Annotated in this window: 19 protein-coding genes; 8 read left to right on the forward strand and 11 right to left on the reverse strand. The window is 55.8% G+C overall.

The window, feature by feature from the left end; all coding sequences use genetic code 11:
* Positions 1–89: 89 nt before the first annotated feature.
* Genes eitA through LZP96_RS20180 form a run of 4 tightly spaced genes read left to right on the forward strand, consistent with a single transcriptional unit; the run spans position 90 to position 4,136 of the window.
* On the forward strand, positions 90–1,088 hold the full coding sequence (gene eitA / locus LZP96_RS20165; RefSeq protein ID WP_064327174.1) for a siderophore ABC transporter substrate-binding protein EitA: 999 nt from the start codon (positions 90–92) through the stop codon (positions 1,086–1,088).
* Positions 1,088–2,125 (forward strand): FecCD family ABC transporter permease, encoded by a 1,038-nt coding sequence (locus LZP96_RS20170; protein ID WP_064327175.1) that lies wholly within the window; start codon positions 1,088–1,090, stop codon positions 2,123–2,125. The genes eitA and LZP96_RS20170 overlap by 1 nt, the downstream gene beginning before the upstream one ends.
* Positions 2,125–2,886, forward strand: a complete 762-nt coding sequence (gene eitC / locus LZP96_RS20175; RefSeq protein ID WP_064327176.1) for a siderophore ABC transporter ATP-binding protein EitC — start codon at positions 2,125–2,127, stop codon at positions 2,884–2,886. Before LZP96_RS20170 ends, eitC begins: the two co-directional genes overlap by 1 nt.
* Before the next feature lie 11 nt (positions 2,887–2,897).
* Positions 2,898–4,136: an MDR family MFS transporter gene (locus tag LZP96_RS20180; RefSeq protein WP_064327177.1), complete on the forward strand. Its 1,239-nt coding sequence runs from the start codon at positions 2,898–2,900 to the stop codon at positions 4,134–4,136.
* 4 nt (positions 4,137–4,140) lie between these two features.
* Here LZP96_RS20180 and LZP96_RS20185 read toward each other — a convergent pair whose 3' ends face one another.
* Complete coding sequence (locus LZP96_RS20185) at positions 4,141–4,485, reverse strand: nitrous oxide-stimulated promoter family protein (protein WP_064328178.1); 345 nt, start codon at positions 4,483–4,485, stop codon at positions 4,141–4,143.
* Positions 4,486–4,672: 187 nt separating this feature from the next.
* Between LZP96_RS20185 and LZP96_RS20190 the strand changes: the two genes are divergently transcribed.
* Together LZP96_RS20190 and mutS are read left to right on the forward strand one after the other, a co-directional pair.
* Positions 4,673–4,903 carry a SymE family type I addiction module toxin gene (locus tag LZP96_RS20190; protein ID WP_064327178.1) on the forward strand — a complete coding sequence of 77 codons (231 nt, stop codon included), beginning with the start codon at positions 4,673–4,675 and terminating at the stop codon, positions 4,901–4,903.
* Positions 4,904–5,016: 113 nt separating this feature from the next.
* Positions 5,017–7,578, forward strand: coding sequence for a DNA mismatch repair protein MutS (gene mutS / locus LZP96_RS20195; RefSeq protein ID WP_064327179.1), 2,562 nt, complete (start codon positions 5,017–5,019; stop codon positions 7,576–7,578).
* Positions 7,579–7,697: 119 nt separating this feature from the next.
* On the opposite strand, the gene LZP96_RS20200 is transcribed toward mutS, so the two are convergent.
* Complete coding sequence (locus tag LZP96_RS20200) at positions 7,698–8,615, reverse strand: LysR family transcriptional regulator (RefSeq protein ID WP_064327180.1); 918 nt, start codon at positions 8,613–8,615, stop codon at positions 7,698–7,700.
* Between the two features lie 109 nt (positions 8,616–8,724).
* Between LZP96_RS20200 and LZP96_RS20205 the strand changes: the two genes are divergently transcribed.
* Positions 8,725–9,933 carry an MFS transporter gene (locus tag LZP96_RS20205; protein WP_064327181.1) on the forward strand — a complete coding sequence of 403 codons (1,209 nt, stop codon included), beginning with the start codon at positions 8,725–8,727 and terminating at the stop codon, positions 9,931–9,933.
* Complete coding sequence (locus tag LZP96_RS20210; RefSeq protein ID WP_064327182.1) at positions 9,930–10,307, forward strand: DUF4440 domain-containing protein; 378 nt, start codon at positions 9,930–9,932, stop codon at positions 10,305–10,307. Before LZP96_RS20205 ends, LZP96_RS20210 begins: the two co-directional genes overlap by 4 nt.
* A 52-nt stretch (positions 10,308–10,359) precedes the next feature.
* On the opposite strand, the gene rpoS is transcribed toward LZP96_RS20210, so the two are convergent.
* From rpoS to LZP96_RS20255, 9 genes are all read right to left on the reverse strand, one after another.
* Positions 10,360–11,352, reverse strand: a complete 993-nt coding sequence (gene rpoS, locus LZP96_RS20215) for an RNA polymerase sigma factor RpoS (protein ID WP_015960205.1) — start codon at positions 11,350–11,352, stop codon at positions 10,360–10,362.
* Between the two features lie 59 nt (positions 11,353–11,411).
* Complete coding sequence (nlpD, locus tag LZP96_RS20220) at positions 11,412–12,536, reverse strand: murein hydrolase activator NlpD (protein WP_064327183.1); 1,125 nt, start codon at positions 12,534–12,536, stop codon at positions 11,412–11,414.
* Between the two features lie 117 nt (positions 12,537–12,653).
* Positions 12,654–13,280, reverse strand: a complete 627-nt coding sequence (locus LZP96_RS20225; RefSeq protein ID WP_064327184.1) for a protein-L-isoaspartate(D-aspartate) O-methyltransferase — start codon at positions 13,278–13,280, stop codon at positions 12,654–12,656.
* Positions 13,274–14,035, reverse strand: a complete 762-nt coding sequence (surE, locus tag LZP96_RS20230; RefSeq protein ID WP_064327185.1) for a 5'/3'-nucleotidase SurE — start codon at positions 14,033–14,035, stop codon at positions 13,274–13,276. The genes LZP96_RS20225 and surE overlap by 7 nt, the downstream gene beginning before the upstream one ends.
* On the reverse strand, positions 14,016–15,065 hold the full coding sequence (gene truD / locus LZP96_RS20235; RefSeq protein WP_064327186.1) for a tRNA pseudouridine(13) synthase TruD: 1,050 nt from the start codon (positions 15,063–15,065) through the stop codon (positions 14,016–14,018). Before truD ends, surE begins: the two co-directional genes overlap by 20 nt.
* Entirely contained in the window at positions 15,062–15,541 is a 480-nt protein-coding gene (gene ispF / locus LZP96_RS20240; RefSeq protein WP_015571711.1) for a 2-C-methyl-D-erythritol 2,4-cyclodiphosphate synthase, read from the reverse strand. Before ispF ends, truD begins: the two co-directional genes overlap by 4 nt.
* The gene (gene ispD / locus LZP96_RS20245) at positions 15,541–16,251 is read right to left on the reverse strand and encodes a 2-C-methyl-D-erythritol 4-phosphate cytidylyltransferase (protein WP_064327187.1); all 711 of its coding nucleotides are present in this window, start codon (positions 16,249–16,251) and stop codon (positions 15,541–15,543) included. Before ispD ends, ispF begins: the two co-directional genes overlap by 1 nt.
* Positions 16,252–16,270: 19 nt before the next feature.
* Positions 16,271–16,582 carry a cell division protein FtsB gene (ftsB, locus tag LZP96_RS20250; protein ID WP_064327188.1) on the reverse strand — a complete coding sequence of 104 codons (312 nt, stop codon included), beginning with the start codon at positions 16,580–16,582 and terminating at the stop codon, positions 16,271–16,273.
* 78 nt (positions 16,583–16,660) lie between these two features.
* A complete protein-coding gene (locus tag LZP96_RS20255) occupies positions 16,661–16,984 on the reverse strand; it encodes a DUF3561 family protein (protein WP_064327189.1) in 324 nt (107 codons plus the stop codon).
* Between the last annotated feature and the right edge of the window lie 21 nt (positions 16,985–17,005).

Consider the following 17,005-nt stretch of genomic DNA (forward strand, 5'->3'; position numbering starts at 1 on the left):
TTGACACAATATATTTTCCTCTGTATAAAATTGCGCCTTAATAATGAGTTTCATTTGCATTAATATAATTCTAATGAAGGTAGCGTTTTATGAAAAAGGTCCTCTGCGCGTTAAGTCTGGTGTTTGCGTCAGTCAGCTCTGCTCAGGCTACAACCTGGCCGCTGACGATTGAAAACTGCGGCTATAAAGAGACATTCACCAAAGCGCCGGAACGCGTGGTCGCGCTGGGGCAAAATACCGTTGAGATTTTGCTTCTGCTGGGCCTGCAAAAACACGTTATCGCCAGTGCCTTCTGGCCAACCAAAGTGCTGCCGCAGCTGGCTGAGCAAAATGCAAAAATCAACACCTTAACCGTCGAAATACCGACGCTTGAGTCCATCCTTGCGCAGAATCCCGACTTTGTTCCTGCACAGCTTCCGCTCTTACTGGGGCCGGAAAGCAAGGTAGCAAAACGCGAAGATCTGGCCACCGTCGGCGTGAACAGCTACTTATCGCCAGGCATGTGCGCCACCAAAAAAGCAGCCGGGGATATGTACGGCAGCCGTCAAAAACTGTGGGACATGACGTATCTCTATAAAGAGATTGCCGACTTTGCCACCATCTTTAACGTCGAACCGCGCGGTGAAGCCCTGATTGCGGATTTCAAAAAACGCGAGAGCGATTTGCGACAGGAATTCAGTAAGAATAAAAAAGATCTCTCGTTTGTCTTCTGGTTCTCCAGCGCCTCCCCTTCTTCAGATGCTTACGTCGGGGGCAAAAACAGCGCCTCCGGATTTATCGCCAACGTGTTGGGCGGTCACAACGCCATCACCTCCGAGACCGAATGGCCAACGGTGGGTTGGGAAAGCATTATCGCGGCAAACCCGGACGTGATCGTGGTCTCCAGCCTTGACCGTAACCGCTGGGCGCTTGATAACGCGGAAGAAAAAATCAAATTCCTGAAAAGCGATCCGGCGGTGAGCCAACTGGACGCGGTGAAGAAAGGCCACATTGTGGTAATGGATGGTCAGGCAATGAACCCGACCATTCGCACGATCTATGGCGCTGAACAGGTTGGCGAACAGCTCAGAAAACTGGGGCTGAACTGATGGCGACGGCTGTCCTTCAGATGCGACATGGCGTGTTCATGACCACGTCATGCCTGCTTGCGTTTGTCCTGTTGCTGCTGGTGATTGGCGTTGGGGTCAGCGTAGGCGAGCTGTCTATTCCGCTGCAAAACGTCTTTTATGCCATCGGCAATAAAATCGGGCTGACCGACGTACCGCTCAATCGCATCTATGAAAGCGTGATTTGGGATTTCCGCCTGAGTCGGGCGCTGGTGGCGGCCTGCTGCGGCGCCGGGCTGGCCATCTGTGGCGCCGTTCTTCAGAGCCTGCTGAAGAATGCGCTGGCAGAGCCGTACGTGCTTGGCGTGTCGGCAGGTGCTTCAACCGGGGCGGTGTCGGTCGTCGTACTGGGAATCGGCACCGGCGCGGTGTCACTGTCAGCCGGTGCGTTTGCCGGCGCATTCGCTGCCTTTGCCTTTGTCGCCTTTCTGACCAACGGGGCGCGGGGGGGCAACGAACGCACCATTCTGGCGGGCGTTGCGGCCTCTCAGCTCTTTAATGCCATTACGGCCTATACCATCAGCACCTCAGCCAGCGCTCAGCAGGCGCGAGACGTGATGTTCTGGCTGTTGGGCAGTTTTAGCGGCGTGAGATGGCCTGAGTTTCAGCTGGCGCTGGTTGTGGTTCTGGCGGGCCTTGCGGTGTGTCTTTACTATTCCCGCGCGCTGGATGCCTTTACCTTTGGCGACGATGCCGCCGCCTCGTTAGGGATCGCCGTTCCCTGGGTACGCCTTGCGCTGTTCACGACGACCGCACTGATCACGGCTACCATTGTGAGCATGGCTGGTTCTATTGGTTTTGTAGGGTTAGTGGTCCCACACATGATGCGTTTCTTCTTTGGGCCGCTCCACCGTACGCTGCTTATCGCCAGCGCGCTGGCCGGTGCCATCCTGATGGTGCTGGCGGATATCGCCTCGCGTCTATTGATTGCTCCGCAAAGCCTGCCCGTTGGCGTCGTCACGGCGCTGGTCGGCGTGCCGTTCTTTGCCGTGATTATCTACCGCTCAAGGAATAAGTAATGAGTTTCTCCGCGGAAAATATTACCTGGAAGGTAGGTAAAAAGGTCATCGTCAATAACGTCTCACTGCGGGTCTCCCCGGGTGAAACGGTCGGGTTGCTTGGCCCCAACGGTTGCGGAAAATCTTCGCTCCTGCGCATTCTGGCTGGCCTGCGTCGTCCGGATGCGGGTAGCGTAACGCTGGACGGGCAAAATATCGCCCGTATCGCCAAAAAGCAGCTGGCCCGTCGGGTGGCGTTCGTCGAGCAGCACGGTATGACCGACGCCAATATGCGCGTTCGCGACGTGGTAAAACTGGGCCGTATCCCGCACCACTCCCCTTTCTCAAACTGGAGCACGCACGATGACGAAACCGTCAATGCGGCTTTGCAGCGGGTGGATATGCTGGAAAAAAGCGATCAGGGCTGGCTGAGTTTGTCCGGAGGTGAGCGCCAGCGGGTGCATATTGCCCGTGCGCTGGCCCAGACGCCAGGCGAAATCCTGCTGGATGAACCGACCAACCACCTGGATATTCACCACCAGATGCAATTAATGCATCTGATCAGCGAACTGCCGGTGACGAGCATCGTCGCCATCCACGACCTTAATCACGCCTCGATGTTTTGTGACTCGCTGATCGTCATGCAAAAAGGGCAGATTGTGGCTACGGGCACGCCTCAGGCGATCTTGACAGAAGCGTTGCTCTGGGAGGTCTTTCGGGTGAAAACCAAAATTGAGATTTCACCCTACCACGGCAAAAAACACATTCATTTTATCGTTTAGGATTGGGTAGCATGCCTCTGTTCTCCCTGCGCCCTGCCCCTCGTCTTTGGCCGCCCGTGTTGCTGGGCAGCCAGTTCGTTTTTAATATCGGCTTCTACGCGGTCGTGCCCTTTCTGGCGATCTTTCTCCGCGATGACATGCTGCTCTCCGGCGGCCTTATCGGGCTGGTGCTGGGGTTACGGACCTTTTCCCAGCAGGGCATGTTTATCGTGGGCGGGGCGCTCTCTGACCGTTATGGCGCAAAGGTTGTTATTCTTTGGGGCTGTATTATTCGCGTGGCGGGCTATCTTATGCTGGCCTTCGGTCAGTCGCTGTGGCCTGTCATTCTTGGCGCGTGCCTGACGGGCGTGGGCGGGGCGTTGTTCTCTCCGTCTATTGAAGCCCTGCTGGCAAAAGCGGGAGGGCAAAGCGAGGCCAGGGGAAAACGAAGCCGCGCGGAGTGGTTTGCCCTCTTTGCGGTGTGCGGAGAGCTCGGCGCCGTCCTGGGCCCGGTGGCTGGCGCACTGCTGACGGGGTTTGGCTTTCGCCAGGTGGCGCTGGCAGGTGCGGGGATCTTTGTCGTGGCGCTCGTGGTGCTCTTTTTCTTTCTTCCTGTCGCACATCACCGCAATGAAAAACTGCAGATCCTTCCCTGGTGGACCACGTTCCGCCAGCCGCGTTTTGTCGCGTTTATTATCGCCTACAGCTCGTGGTTGTTGAGTTACAACCAGCTTTACCTGGCGCTGCCGGTGGAGCTCCAGCGTTCGGGCGGCAGTGAGAAAGATCTCGGCCCTTTGTTCATGCTGGCCTCAGTACTGATTATCGCTTTTCAACTTCCGCTCGCGCGCTTTGCCCGGCGCGTCGGGGCCTTAAGGATTTTACCGGTCGGCTTTTTGCTGCTCTCCGCCGCGTTTGCCAGCGTCTCGTTATTCGCTGCGACAGCCCCCCCGGCTGGCGCGTTACGGTTGTTGCCGTCGGTGTGCCTGGTGACGCTCCTGACGCTGGGACAGATGCTGCTGGTGCCATCGGCCAAAGATCTGATCCCTGCCTTTGCTGAGGAGTCAACGCTCGGCGCGCACTACGGGGCGCTTTCTACCGCAGGCGGGATCGCCGTGCTGGCAGGAAATGTGTTTTTTGGCCGACTGCTCGATCAGGCACTCATCCCCTCCACGCAGGCGATTTATCCCTGGCTTTTGCTGGCGCTGTTTCCGTTATTGAGCGCAATCGCATTACCGGTGATTTGTCGCACAGTGTCGCCTTCACGGCCCTGACATATCACTTTTTAGGGCGATATTTTTCCGGTAATTCCGGCACCGGACGGCGGTCGTCAATTAAATGACGGATCGTCAGAATGGGGTGACGCCAGAGCATACGTGGCCCTGCCCAGCGCATGACCTGCTTCATCTCTTCCCGCTTTGCGGGCTGATAACAGTGTACCGGACACTGTTTACAGGCGGGCTTTTCCTCACCAAAAACGCATTTATCCAGACGCTTATCAGCGTAGGCAGTTAAGGCATCGTAGTGCCCCTCTTCGCGTGATGCCTGCGGACATTGCTTTTCATACAGGGCAATCATCTTGCGGAGGGTCTCTTTTTCTCGGGAAATACGTTTTGCTGACATGGCAAAGTACCGTTCAATAAGATGCATTAATAATACTCTTTTAAAAGCGTCATTTCAGCCCGGTTGCATCTTTTGCATGCTGATTTCTGAAGGCAGCTTCCAGTTATAACGTTGTGCCTGACGCAAATTACTGGCATTTTATACAGGTGTTTTCCCTGCAACGTTATCTGCCCTTACCGGAGGCTGTATGTCTGAAATCAGTGTCACCAGGCCCTGTCGCCACTTGAAAGTGGGCTACTTCAGAAAACGTCATGAAGATCGCAAAACCAAAATTCCGAAACGCTATAGCGTGCATGCCGCGCTGAGCCTCAAGGGCGACTGGCTAGAAGAAGCAGGTTTTAAAACAAATTCGCGGGTCCGCGTGCGCGTGGAACAGGGAAAATTGCTCATTGAGCTACTGGAAACAGAACCAGGGTAAAGACTCGACTTTTTGCTGCGCCGGGCCATTTTTTCATGCGACAATAGCAGCATCTCACGGCTTTAAAGCCGCTTAAAGCGTAATATTTTCAAAGAAATGGATATCCTGACTCCATGAGCACAATCGATAATTTAACTGCACATACCCCCATGATGCAGCAGTACCTGAAGCTGAAAGCCCAGCATCCGGAAATCCTGCTGTTCTACCGTATGGGCGATTTTTACGAGCTGTTTTATGACGATGCCAAACGTGCCTCTCAGTTGCTCGACATCTCTTTGACCAAACGCGGCGCGTCTGCGGGTGAACCTATCCCGATGGCGGGTATCCCGCATCATGCGGTGGAAAACTACCTTGCGAAGCTGGTGAACCAGGGTGAATCCGTCGCCATCTGCGAACAAATTGGCGATCCGGCGACCTCAAAAGGCCCCGTTGAGCGCAAAGTGGTACGCATCGTTACGCCAGGCACGATCAGTGATGAAGCCCTGCTACATGAACGTCAGGATAACCTGCTTGCCGCCGTCTGGCAGGACAGCAAAGGTTTTGGCTATGCCACCCTGGATATCAGCTCCGGGCGCTTTCGCCTGAGCGAACCGGCCGACCGTGAAACCATGGCCGCAGAGCTGCAGCGCACCAATCCCGCAGAGCTGCTCTACGCAGAAGATTTTGCCGAATTCGCGCTGATCGAGGGACGTCGTGGTCTGCGTCGTCGTCCACTGTGGGAATTTGAAATAGACACCGCACGTCAGCAGCTTAACCTGCAGTTTGGTACCCGTGATTTGATTGGCTTTGGCGTTGAAAACGCACCGCGTGGCCTGTGCGCCGCGGGCTGCCTGTTGCAGTACGTTAAAGATACGCAGCGTACGGCCCTGCCGCATATCCGTTCTATTACCATGGAACGCCAGCAGGACAGCATCATCATGGATGCCGCGACGCGTCGTAACCTTGAGATTACGCAGAATCTGGCAGGCGGTATCGATAATACCCTGGCGTCCGTGCTGGACAGCACCGTTACCCCAATGGGCAGCCGTATGTTAAAACGCTGGCTGCATATGCCGGTGCGCGATACCCAGGTTCTGGTCAGTCGACAGCAGACGATTGGCGCATTGCAGGACCGGTTCACCGAGCTGCAGCCGGTGCTGCGTCAGGTGGGCGATCTGGAGCGTATTCTGGCGCGTCTGGCATTACGTACCGCGCGTCCGCGTGACTTAGCCCGTATGCGTCATGCCTTCCAGCAACTGCCTGAACTGCGCGCGCAGCTTGCTGAGGTGGACAGCGCGCCGGTGCAGAAGCTGCGCGAGACCATGGGGGAGTTCACCGAACTGCGTGAACTGCTCGAACGCGCGGTTGTCGAGGCCCCGCCGGTTCTGGTCCGTGACGGCGGCGTTATCGCCCCTGGCTATCATCAGGAACTGGATGAGTGGCGCGCGCTGGCAGATGGCGCAACGGATTATCTGGATAAGCTGGAGATCCGCGAACGCGAGCGTCTGGGGCTGGACACCCTCAAAGTCGGTTATAACGCGATTCACGGTTATTACATCCAGATCAGCCGCGGTCAAAGCCATCTGGCGCCCATTCATTATGTCCGCCGCCAGACGCTGAAAAATGCTGAACGCTACATTATTCCAGAGTTGAAAGAGTATGAAGACAAAGTGCTCTCCTCCAGGGGAAAAGCGCTGGCGCTGGAAAAACAGCTTTATGAAGAGTTGTTCGATTTACTGATGCCGCATCTTGGCGATCTGCAACAGAGCGCAAGCGCCCTGGCTGAACTGGATGTGCTGGTGAACCTGGCAGAGCGCGCTGACGCCCTGAACTACACCTGCCCGACGTTTATCGATAAGCCGGGCATACGTATTACCGAAGGGCGTCATCCGGTCGTGGAACAGGTTCTGCGCGAGCCGTTTATTGCCAACCCCCTGAGCCTGTCGCCGCAGCGACGTATGCTGATCATTACCGGTCCTAATATGGGCGGTAAAAGCACCTATATGCGCCAGACTGCGTTGATCGCCCTGCTCGCTTATATCGGCAGCTATGTCCCGGCCCAGCAGGTGGAGATCGGCCCTATTGACCGCATCTTTACCCGCGTGGGCGCCGCCGACGATCTGGCCAGCGGTCGTTCCACCTTTATGGTTGAAATGACCGAAACCGCCAATATCCTGCATAACGCCACGGAGAACAGCCTGGTCTTGATGGATGAAATTGGGCGCGGCACGTCAACCTATGACGGTCTGTCACTGGCATGGGCGTGCGCTGAGAGTCTGGCGAACAAAATCAAAGCCCTGACGCTCTTTGCTACCCACTATTTTGAACTGACGCAACTGCCCGAGAAAATGGAAGGCGTGGCGAACGTGCATCTGGACGCCCTGGAGCATGGGGACACCATCGCGTTCATGCACACCGTGCAGGATGGCGCGGCGAGCAAAAGTTATGGCCTGGCGGTGGCGGCCCTGGCCGGTGTGCCAAAAGAGGTGATCAAACGCGCGCGCCAGAAATTGCGCGAGCTGGAAACCCTGTCGCCAAATGCAGCGGCAACGCAGGTCGACGGCACGCAGATGTCGCTGCTGGCGCCCGCAGAGGAAACCTCTCCCGCCGTTGAAGCCCTGGAAAACCTTGACCCGGATTCGCTTACACCGCGTCAGGCGCTGGAGTGGATATATCGGTTGAAGAGTTTGGTGTAAGGTCTTAGGTGCCCGGTGGCGCTTTGCTTACCGGGCCACGCCAGAGCAGGCCGTTCCGCTATCTTGTGCACCGTGTACACGATCCCGAGATGAAGTAACGCCGTTTCGTGTTTTCAACCTCAGAAGGTCAAGCCCTGCTGAGTTGATGAAGACGTCATGCGGGCACGCATGAAATCGATAAAGGTACGGACTTTCGCCGGCACGTGCTGGGCGTCGGGATAGACGGCGTGAATGGCCTGCTGAGCAAAAGTATAATCGGGCAATACCCTCATCAGTCGCCCCGTCTCCAGCGCAGTATGCGCCAGCCATGCCGGGAGCAGAGCGATTCCCCGTCCCGCAAGGGCAAAGGCCATCAGCGCCTGGGCGCTGTCGGCATACAGGCGCGGCGCTTTTTTTATCTCAAGCGTGGCAGGCTCCCCGTTTTTCCCCGTGAGCTGCCAGCGCAGCGGCGTAGTTAAACGATCGTGAATGATCCAGTCAGCATGAGCCAGCGCCTCCAGCGAATCGACGGGAGAGTCCGTGAGCCACTGCGGTGAAGCGACGGGCAGAATGGCAAAGTGGGATATCAGCGCGGCATGGTAACGCGAATCGGCCAGCGCCCCCAGCCGAATGGCGACATCAAAACGTTCTGAAATCAGATCCGCATGCTGGGAGGAAGAGACATGCCGAATACGCAGATCGGGATGCAGAACGCTGAATTCAGCCAGCAAAGGCACCACCACCTGCGAACCAAACTCAGGGGTCGTGGTGATGCGTAATTCTCCCGTTAAACCGGCATGGCTGGCACGCACGTCGTCCTGCAGGCTCTCCGCCGCCTTCAGCAGCGCCACGCCGCGTTGATGGAACAGTAACCCGGCCTCGGTTAACGTCAACCGGCGGGTTGAACGCAGCAGCAGGGTCACACCCAGTTCGTCTTCAAGCTGGCGAATGTGAAAGCTGACGACCGCTTTCGTTAGCCCCATCGCATCGGCGGCTGCGGTAAAACTGCCGGTGTCCGCCACCGCTACAAACATCGCCGTACGCTGTAAATTGAGCATTCTTAGCCTTCACTACTGTCAAACAATTTTTGACAGTATATCGCGCTTTGTCATATTTATCCGTTCCGGCGGTGCCGCTACGATACGCACCCTCACCGGAGGATTATTCATGACGTATCGCAGCAGAGTCGCCCTGGTCTACTTGCTGGGCTTTTTTCTTGATCTGATCAACATGTTCATCGCCAGCGTGGCTTTCCCGGCAATGGCACTTGCGCTGAATGCCACGCCTTCGGCTCTCGCCTGGGTCAGTAACGGGTATATCGCCGGGCTGACGCTCGTGATCCCTTTCAGTGCCCTGGTGACGCGTCGGTTCGGGCCAAAGCGCGTGATCCTCTTCTCGCTTTTTCTCTTTAGCACGGCATCTATGGCGGCGGGTTGTGCTTCCTCCCTGGAAAGCCTGATTTTCTGGCGCGTCCTGCAGGGGCTGGGGGGAGGATTACTGATCCCCGTCGGACAAGCAATGACGTGGCAGCAGTATATGCCCCACGAGCGCGCCAGGCTCTCTTCAGCGGTCATGCTGGTGGCTTTACTTGCTCCTGCCTGCTCACCGGCCCTCGGGGGATGGCTGGTCCAGGCATTGAGCTGGCGGTGGATATTTTTCGCCACGCTGCCGGTTGCCCTGCTGACCTTTGTTTTGGCCTGGGCGTGGCTTCGTAACGACAAATCTCCCCTGACGGCTACGCGTCTGCTTCATCTGACCTTGCTGAAAGACCCCTTACTGAGATTTTCCATGCTGGTGTATGTCTGCGTGCCCGGTATGTTTATCGGCGTTAACGTGGTCGGTATGTTTTATCTGCAGAACGTGGCAGAACTGACTCCCGCTATGACGGGGCTGCTCATGCTTCCCTGGTCTGTCGCCTCCTGCGTGGCTATCGCGGCAACGGGGCGCTATTTTAATCGCATCGGCCCACGGCCCCTTATCATCACAGGGTGTCTTTTGCAGGCGGTGGGGATCGCGCTGGTCGTTACTGTCGAACCGATATCTCCCGTCGCGCTGCCGGTCGGCGCATTTCTGTTAATGGGGGCCGGCGGCAGCCTGTGCAGCAGCACTGCTCAAAGTAGCGCATTCCTGACCATGGCCCATGACGATATGCCGGATGCCAGCGCACTGTGGAATCTTAATCGTCAGCTGAGCTTTTTTATTGGCGCCCTGTTACTGGCCGGGATCCTGAGCGTTTCGCAGCGCATTATGCCCACCAATGCAGCATGGCACTGGACATTTACGCTCGCAGCAGGCATCACGTTAATCCCCCTGCTGTTTGTTTTTCGCCTTCGCAATCCGCAGGTGCTTTCGCAGCCTCAACAGGAGAACCCATGACCCATTACGAAACTGAAATTATTGATATCCATGTCGCGCTGGAAGCCTGGTTAGGCAACGGACAGGGCGAAATCAACGCCCTGACCACCCGTTTTCGGCCGGACTTTTTGATGGTCCCCCCGAGCGGTGCCCATATAGATTACGCGGGGCTTGTCGGCTTTCTTGAAAGCCAGCGCGGCAGTCGCCCAGGCCTTAAAATTGAGCTTGATGAAATCACCACGCTTCAAACGTGGGATCAGGGGGCGGTGGTGCACTACCGGGAGACGCAAACGCGGCCAAATCTGCCGGTCAACGTTCGCTGGTCAACGGCCGTGCTGATTCAGGAGGGTGAAAAGCTAACGTGGCGATTACTGCATGAAACGGCACAGCCGTAACGCAAAATAAAAAGGCCCGTCTTACGACGGGCCTTTTTTGTCTAAATCAGGATTACTCGCGGAACAGCGCTTCGATATTCAGACCTTGTCCCTGCAGAATTTCACGCAGGCGACGCAGACCTTCAACCTGAATCTGACGTACACGTTCACGGGTCAGGCCAATTTCGCGGCCGACATCTTCCAGTGTCGCAGCTTCATACCCCAGTAAACCGAAACGACGTGCCAGCACTTCACGCTGTTTGGCGTTCAGTTCGAACAGCCATTTGACGATGCTTTGTTTCATGTCATCGTCCTGCGTGGTGTCTTCCGGGCCGTTGTCTTTTTCATCGGCCAGGATATCCAGCAGCGCTTTCTCGGAGTCACCCCCCAGTGGGGTATCAACGGAGGTAATGCGCTCGTTGAGACGAAGCATACGGCTTACGTCATCAACCGGTTTGTCCAGTTGCTCTGCAATCTCTTCTGCACTTGGTTCGTGGTCCAGTTTATGGGACAACTCACGCGCAGTACGCAGATAGACATTCAACTCTTTGACGATATGGATTGGCAGTCGAATCGTACGGGTTTGGTTCATAATTGCCCGTTCGATGGTCTGACGAATCCACCAGGTCGCGTAGGTAGAGAAACGGAAACCGCGTTCCGGGTCAAACTTCTCTACTGCACGGATCAGGCCTAAGTTACCCTCTTCAATCAGATCCAGCAGCGCCAGACCACGATTGCTGTAACGACGGGCAATTTTCACAACCAGACGCAAGTTACTTTCGATCATGCGACGGCGCGAGGCAACATCACCACGCAAAGCACGACGTGCGAAATAGACTTCTTCTTCGGCTGTTAACAGTGGGGAATAACCAATTTCCCCAAGGTAGAGCTGAGTCGCGTCCAGCACACGTTGTGTGGCGCCCTGCGATAACAGCTCTTCTTCAGCTAAATCGTTATCACTGGGTTCCTCTTCTACTAAGACTTTTTCATCAAAAGACTCGGTTCCGTTCTCATCAAATTCCGCGTCTTCATTTAAATCATGAACTTTCAGCGTATTCTGACTCATAAAGTGGCTCCTACCCGTGATCCCTGAACGAAACATCCTGACTGGCATGTCTCGTCAATTTATCGCTGCGGCAAATACTGCAGCGGGTTTACGGATTTCCCCTTGTAACGAATTTCAAAATGCAAGCGTGTAGAACTGGTTCCGGAACTACCCATGGTAGCTATTTTCTGCCCCGCCTTGATTTCTTGTTGTTCCCGGACCAGCATTGTATCGTTATGGGCGTAGGCACTCAGGTAATCATCGTTATGTTTTATGATAATAAGATTACCGTAACCACGAAGTGCGTTACCGGCATATACCACGCGTCCATCTGCGGTCGCGACGATAGCCTGTCCCTTACTTCCTGCGATATCGATCCCTTTATTTCCTCCTTCAGAGGAAGAGAAGTTCTCGAACACCTTCCCGTCAGTAGGCCAACGCCATGTTGAAACTGGCGCGCTGGCATTCTGACTGCTCGCAGCGGGTACGGTAGAGCTAACCACAGGTGCCGTAACCGGTGCTGTGACGACAGTCGCAGACGGCTTATTATTCGGCAACATTTTGTTAGCACTCTGTTCACCTGAGTCTTCAGAATACGTAATTGTCGGTTGCGAAGCAACCACCGCGCTTGTTTTTTGCGCAGGCTGGACGCTGTTATTTTGCGCAGTGACATCCGCGGCTGAAACTGAGTTGCCTGGCGTTAACGGCGTACCGGTGGCATTGCCTACCTGCAGCGTTTGGCCCACTTCCAGACCATACGGGGCCTGGACGTTATTTCGTTGCGCAAGGTCACGGAAATCGTTCCCGGTAATCCATGCGATATAGAATAGGGTATCGCCCCGTTTAACGGTGTACGTACTGCCGCCGGTATAGCTACCTTTCGGAATGTTCCCATACTTACGGTTATAAACTATACGGCCATTTTCAGTCTGCACCGCCTGCTGAACAGGCTGGATAGACGTTGGCTGGGAGACAGGTTGTTGTACCGGTTGAATTTGTGGCGCTTGCTGTACCGCCGGGGTGCCCATTTTAGGCGGAGGCGTAATCATCATTCCGCCAGACGTATCGCCCGAACCGCTATTCCCGCCGATGGACGTGACCGGCGCAGGCGCGTTATTGGAACTGGAGCACCCCGCCAGCCAAAGCGAAACGCATGTTAATGCCGCAACACGGCTGATGGTGAATTTTGGGCTTCCCGCGCTCATTTATTCCCCCAGGAATGTGTTAACTACCAGTGACTTAGAATTGACCATAGTGGCACGAACGGTTTGCCGATCACCATACGCGGAAAATTTCCTAAAAACCCTGGAAAATTCCGAGTCTCAGGCCAGCTCCCCCTTTACGAGAGGAACAAAGCGCACGGCTTCTACGGTATCGATTATAAACTCGCCGCCTCGCCGACAAACACGCTTCAAAAGCTGATGTTCATCGCCCACGGGCAAAACGAGAATGCCGCCTTCATCCAGCTGCGTCAGAAGCGCAGTGGGAATCTCAAGCGGTGCTGCCGTCACAATAATAGCGTCAAACGGCGCGCGTGCTTGCCATCCTTGCCAGCCATCACCGTGACGGGTTGAAACATTATGTAAATCCAGCTGCTTGAGGCGACGTCGTGCCTGCCATTGCAGGCCTTTGATGCGCTCAACCGAGCACACGTGATGAACCAGATGCGCCAGAATGGCCGTCTGGTAACCGGAACCGGTGCCGATCTCCAGCACCCGTGATTCCGGGGTTAACTTCAGTAACTCCGTCATTCGCGCCACCATGTAGGGCTGCGAAATCGTCTGCCCCTGACCTATCGGCAACGCAACGTTTTCCCACGCTTTGTGTTCAAACGCCTCATCCACAAATTTCTCACGGGGTACCAGTGAGATCGCCTCAAGAACACGCTCGTCAGAGATGCCTTGAGTACGTAATTGGTTCAGAAGAGCTTGTACACGTTGACTTACCATTGCGTGCTCACCCCGGCGCGTTCCAGCCAGCCTGACACCACTTCTTGCGCGTTATACGCGGTTAAATCGACGTGCAGCGGTGTGACAGAGACGTATCCTTCGTCCACGGCGGCAAAATCGGTGTCCGGCCCAGCGTCGCATTTATCGCCAGGCGGGCCGATCCAGTAAAGCGTATTGCCGCGCGGATCCTGTTGAGGGATAACCTGATCCGCAGGATGACGGCTACCGCAGCGCGTCACGCGGATGCCTTTGATCTCCTCAAGAGGGAGATCGGGCACGTTGATATTCAGAATGCGTCCCGTGCGTAGCGGCTCACGGCCCAGCGCGCGCAATATAGAACAGGTGACCGCAGCCGCCGTGTCATAGTGCGTGTATCCGTTGAGCGAGACGGCGAGCGCCGGGAAACCCAGATGGCGCCCTTCCATCGCTGCTGCGACGGTACCGGAGTAGATGACATCATCGCCCAGGTTAGGCCCGGCATTAATGCCCGACACCACCACATCCGGACGGGGGCGCATCAGCGCGTTTACGCCCAAAAAGACGCAGTCCGTTGGCGTCCCCATTTGCACTGCGATATCGCCGTTATCAAAAGCAAAGGTGCGTAATGAGGATTCAAGGGTTAACGAGTTTGACGCGCCGCTGCGGTTACGGTCAGGAGCAACGACCTGCACCTCGGCAAACTCACGAAGGTGTTTCGCCAGCGTCTGAATGCCAGGCGCATGGATGCCATCATCGTTACTCAGCAATATTCGCATATTCACCCGACGTGTTGATAAGTTCCCTGACAACACTGGTGGCAAAGCTACCTGCCGGCAGCCAGAAGCGTAACTCGACGGTTACGTCATCCCACCAGTTCCAGCTAAGCTGTTGCGGATAGAGCAGCATCGCCCGGCGTGCCGCTTCGACTTTTTCCCGCATCAGCAATGATTGCAATTCCGTCGCATCCGCGACGGCAGAACGTTCCGCTTCCAGCGCCTCGCCCTGCGTGCCCCACTCTCCCGTGCCCGGCAGAGCGGCCGTAATCATTAACGACTTATTCGCGACGCGCGCCTGAACATCGGCCATTTCTTCCGCCGTGGCGACGAACCAGCTGCCGCGTCCCGCTAATTGTAGCGCATCGCCGACAACAACTTGATTCGCGTCCGGTTTTTTCAGACGCTCGCTCACAATCTGATTAAACAACGCACTGCGTGCCGCCGACAACCAAAAACTGCGTTTATTCCTGTCACGCACCGGAGCATTGCTTTGCGCCCAGCGTAACGCCCCATGCAGGTTGCTGCCGCCAATGCCAAAACGTTGTGCGCCGAAATAGTTCGGTACCCCCTCACGGGCGATAGCCGTCAGCCGTTTTTCGACGTCGTCACGATCGGTCACTTCACGCAGGATCAGCGTAAAGTTGTTGCCTTTCAACGCGCCCAGACGAAGCTTGCGCTTATGGCGGGCATACTCAAGTACTTTACAGCCCTCAAGCTCAAATTTGCTTAAATCAGGCATCCCATTGCCGGGAACGCGTGCGCACAGCCATTGCTCGGTAACGGCGTGTTTGTCTTTTTGCCCGGCAAAGCTGACTTCACGGGCCTGAATTTTCAAAAATTTTGCCAGCGCCTCGGCCACAAAGCGGGTATTGCAGCCGTTTTTGAGGATCTTGACCAGGATATGCTCACCCTCGCCGTCCGGCTCAAAACCTAAATCTTCAATGACCACAAAATCTTCAGGATTGGCTTTTAACAGGCCCGTCCCGTGCGGTCTGCCGTGCAAATAGGTCAGATCATCAAACGCCGTCATTTTACCGCCTTCACCAGAAGCGCCACCGCCTCACAGGCAATCCCTTCACCCCGGCCGGTAAAGCCGAGTTTTTCAGTGGTGGTGGCTTTTACGTTGACGTCATCCATATGACAGCCGAGATCTTCGGCAATAAACACGCGCATCTGCGGAATGTGAGGCAGCATTTTCGGTGCCTGAGCAATAATCGTCACATCAACGTTACCCAGCGTATAGCCTTTAGCCTGAATACGACGCCAGGCCTCACGCAGCAATTCGCGGCTGTCGGCGCCTTTGAAGGCCGGGTCGGTATCCGGAAACAGCTTGCCGATATCGCCTAACGCCGCCGCGCCAAGCAGGGCATCGGTTAATGCATGCAGCGCAACGTCGCCATCAGAATGCGCCAGCAGCCCTTTTTCATAGGGAATGCGCACGCCGCCAATGATAATCGGGCCTACGCCACCAAAGGCGTGTACGTCAAAACCGTGTCCAATTCGCATTATGCGTTCTCCTGATGCGTCGTACGGGTAAGATAGAATTCCGCCAGCTGTAAGTCTTCCGGGCGCGTGATCTTAATATTATCAGCGCGTCCCTCCACGATAACCGGATGATAACCGCAATATTCCAGCGCCGATGCTTCATCGGTGATGGTCGCGCCTTCATTAAGCGCGCGGGTTAAGCAGTCGTGGAGCAGCTCGCGGGGAAAAAACTGAGGCGTCAGCGCATGCCATAAATCGACGCGCTCGACGGTGTGGGCGATGGCCTGCGCTCCCGGCTCGGCGCGTTTCATGGTGTCGCGCACGGGTGCGGCCAGAATGCCGCCAATCGGGCTGGTGTCGCTCAGCGCCAGCAGTCGCGCCAGGTCATCCTGGTGCAAACAAGGACGCGCTGCGTCGTGCACCAGAACCCAGGGCGCGTCACCCGCGGCGCGGAGGCCCGCCAGAACGGAATCAGCACGTTCGGAGCCACCGTCAACAACGGTAATTTGGGGATGATGGGCCAGCGGAAGCGCGGCAAAGCGGGCGTCGCCCGGACTGATAGCGATAATGACACGCGTCACCCGTGGATGGGCAAGAAGCGCCGCCACGGAGTGTTCAAGTATCGTCTTATCACCCATTGAAAGGTATTGTTTAGGACACTCTGTCTGCATGCGCCGACCAACGCCAGCGGCCGGTACCACGGCGCACACATCCGAAAAAGTCACTGCCATGTCGTAATCCTGGGCCTGATTATCGATTATTTTGTACTGAGCCCTGATTGCGTTTAGACGCATCTGGAACCAGGCGATAAAAAGTTTCACCCGGCTTAGTCATACTGAGTTCATTACGTGCGCGTTCCTCAATCGCCTCCTGACCGCCATTGAGATCGTCAATTTCGGCAAACAGTTGATCGTTGCGCGCTTTAAGTTTGGCGTTTGTTGCCTGCTGTGCTGTTACGTCGTCATTGACACGGCTATAGTCGTGCAGACCATTTTTGCCGAACCACAGCGAATACTGAAGCCAGACCAGCAAAGCCAGCAACAGAAGCGTTAATTTACCCATCCTGCCCCCTGAAAAACGGCATCATCATCCCATAACTTTCCGCTGGACTCTACTCTGGGGTTTTAATTATGTCTTAAGTTAGCCCATGAGCCATAAAAATAGCAGGCCGAAGATAATGACAACGGTGGCGATCGTCACGATCGTGCTGTAAAGCAGGCGGCCATTGAGCAACGAATGCAGCGCGATGCCGACGACCACGGCCACGGGCATCAGCGCCAGAAAGAACGGCCAGGTGTACAGGAAGAAAAAGAGCGTATTGCGGCCATAGATCATGAAAGGGATGCCCAGCGCCAGCAACCATGAGACGAAACCGACCACCGCCCCGGGCAGTGACCAGGTCGTTTCGTCAGGCGTCGAAAATGTATCCGACCCGGTAATAATGTAGTTTTGGCTTTCGCGCATAAGGGATCCTGTAACCATGAC

Origin of the sequence: Huaxiibacter chinensis (assembly GCF_022171985.1) — a bacterium.
Classification (GTDB): Bacteria; Pseudomonadota; Gammaproteobacteria; order Enterobacterales; family Enterobacteriaceae; genus Enterobacter; species Enterobacter chinensis_A.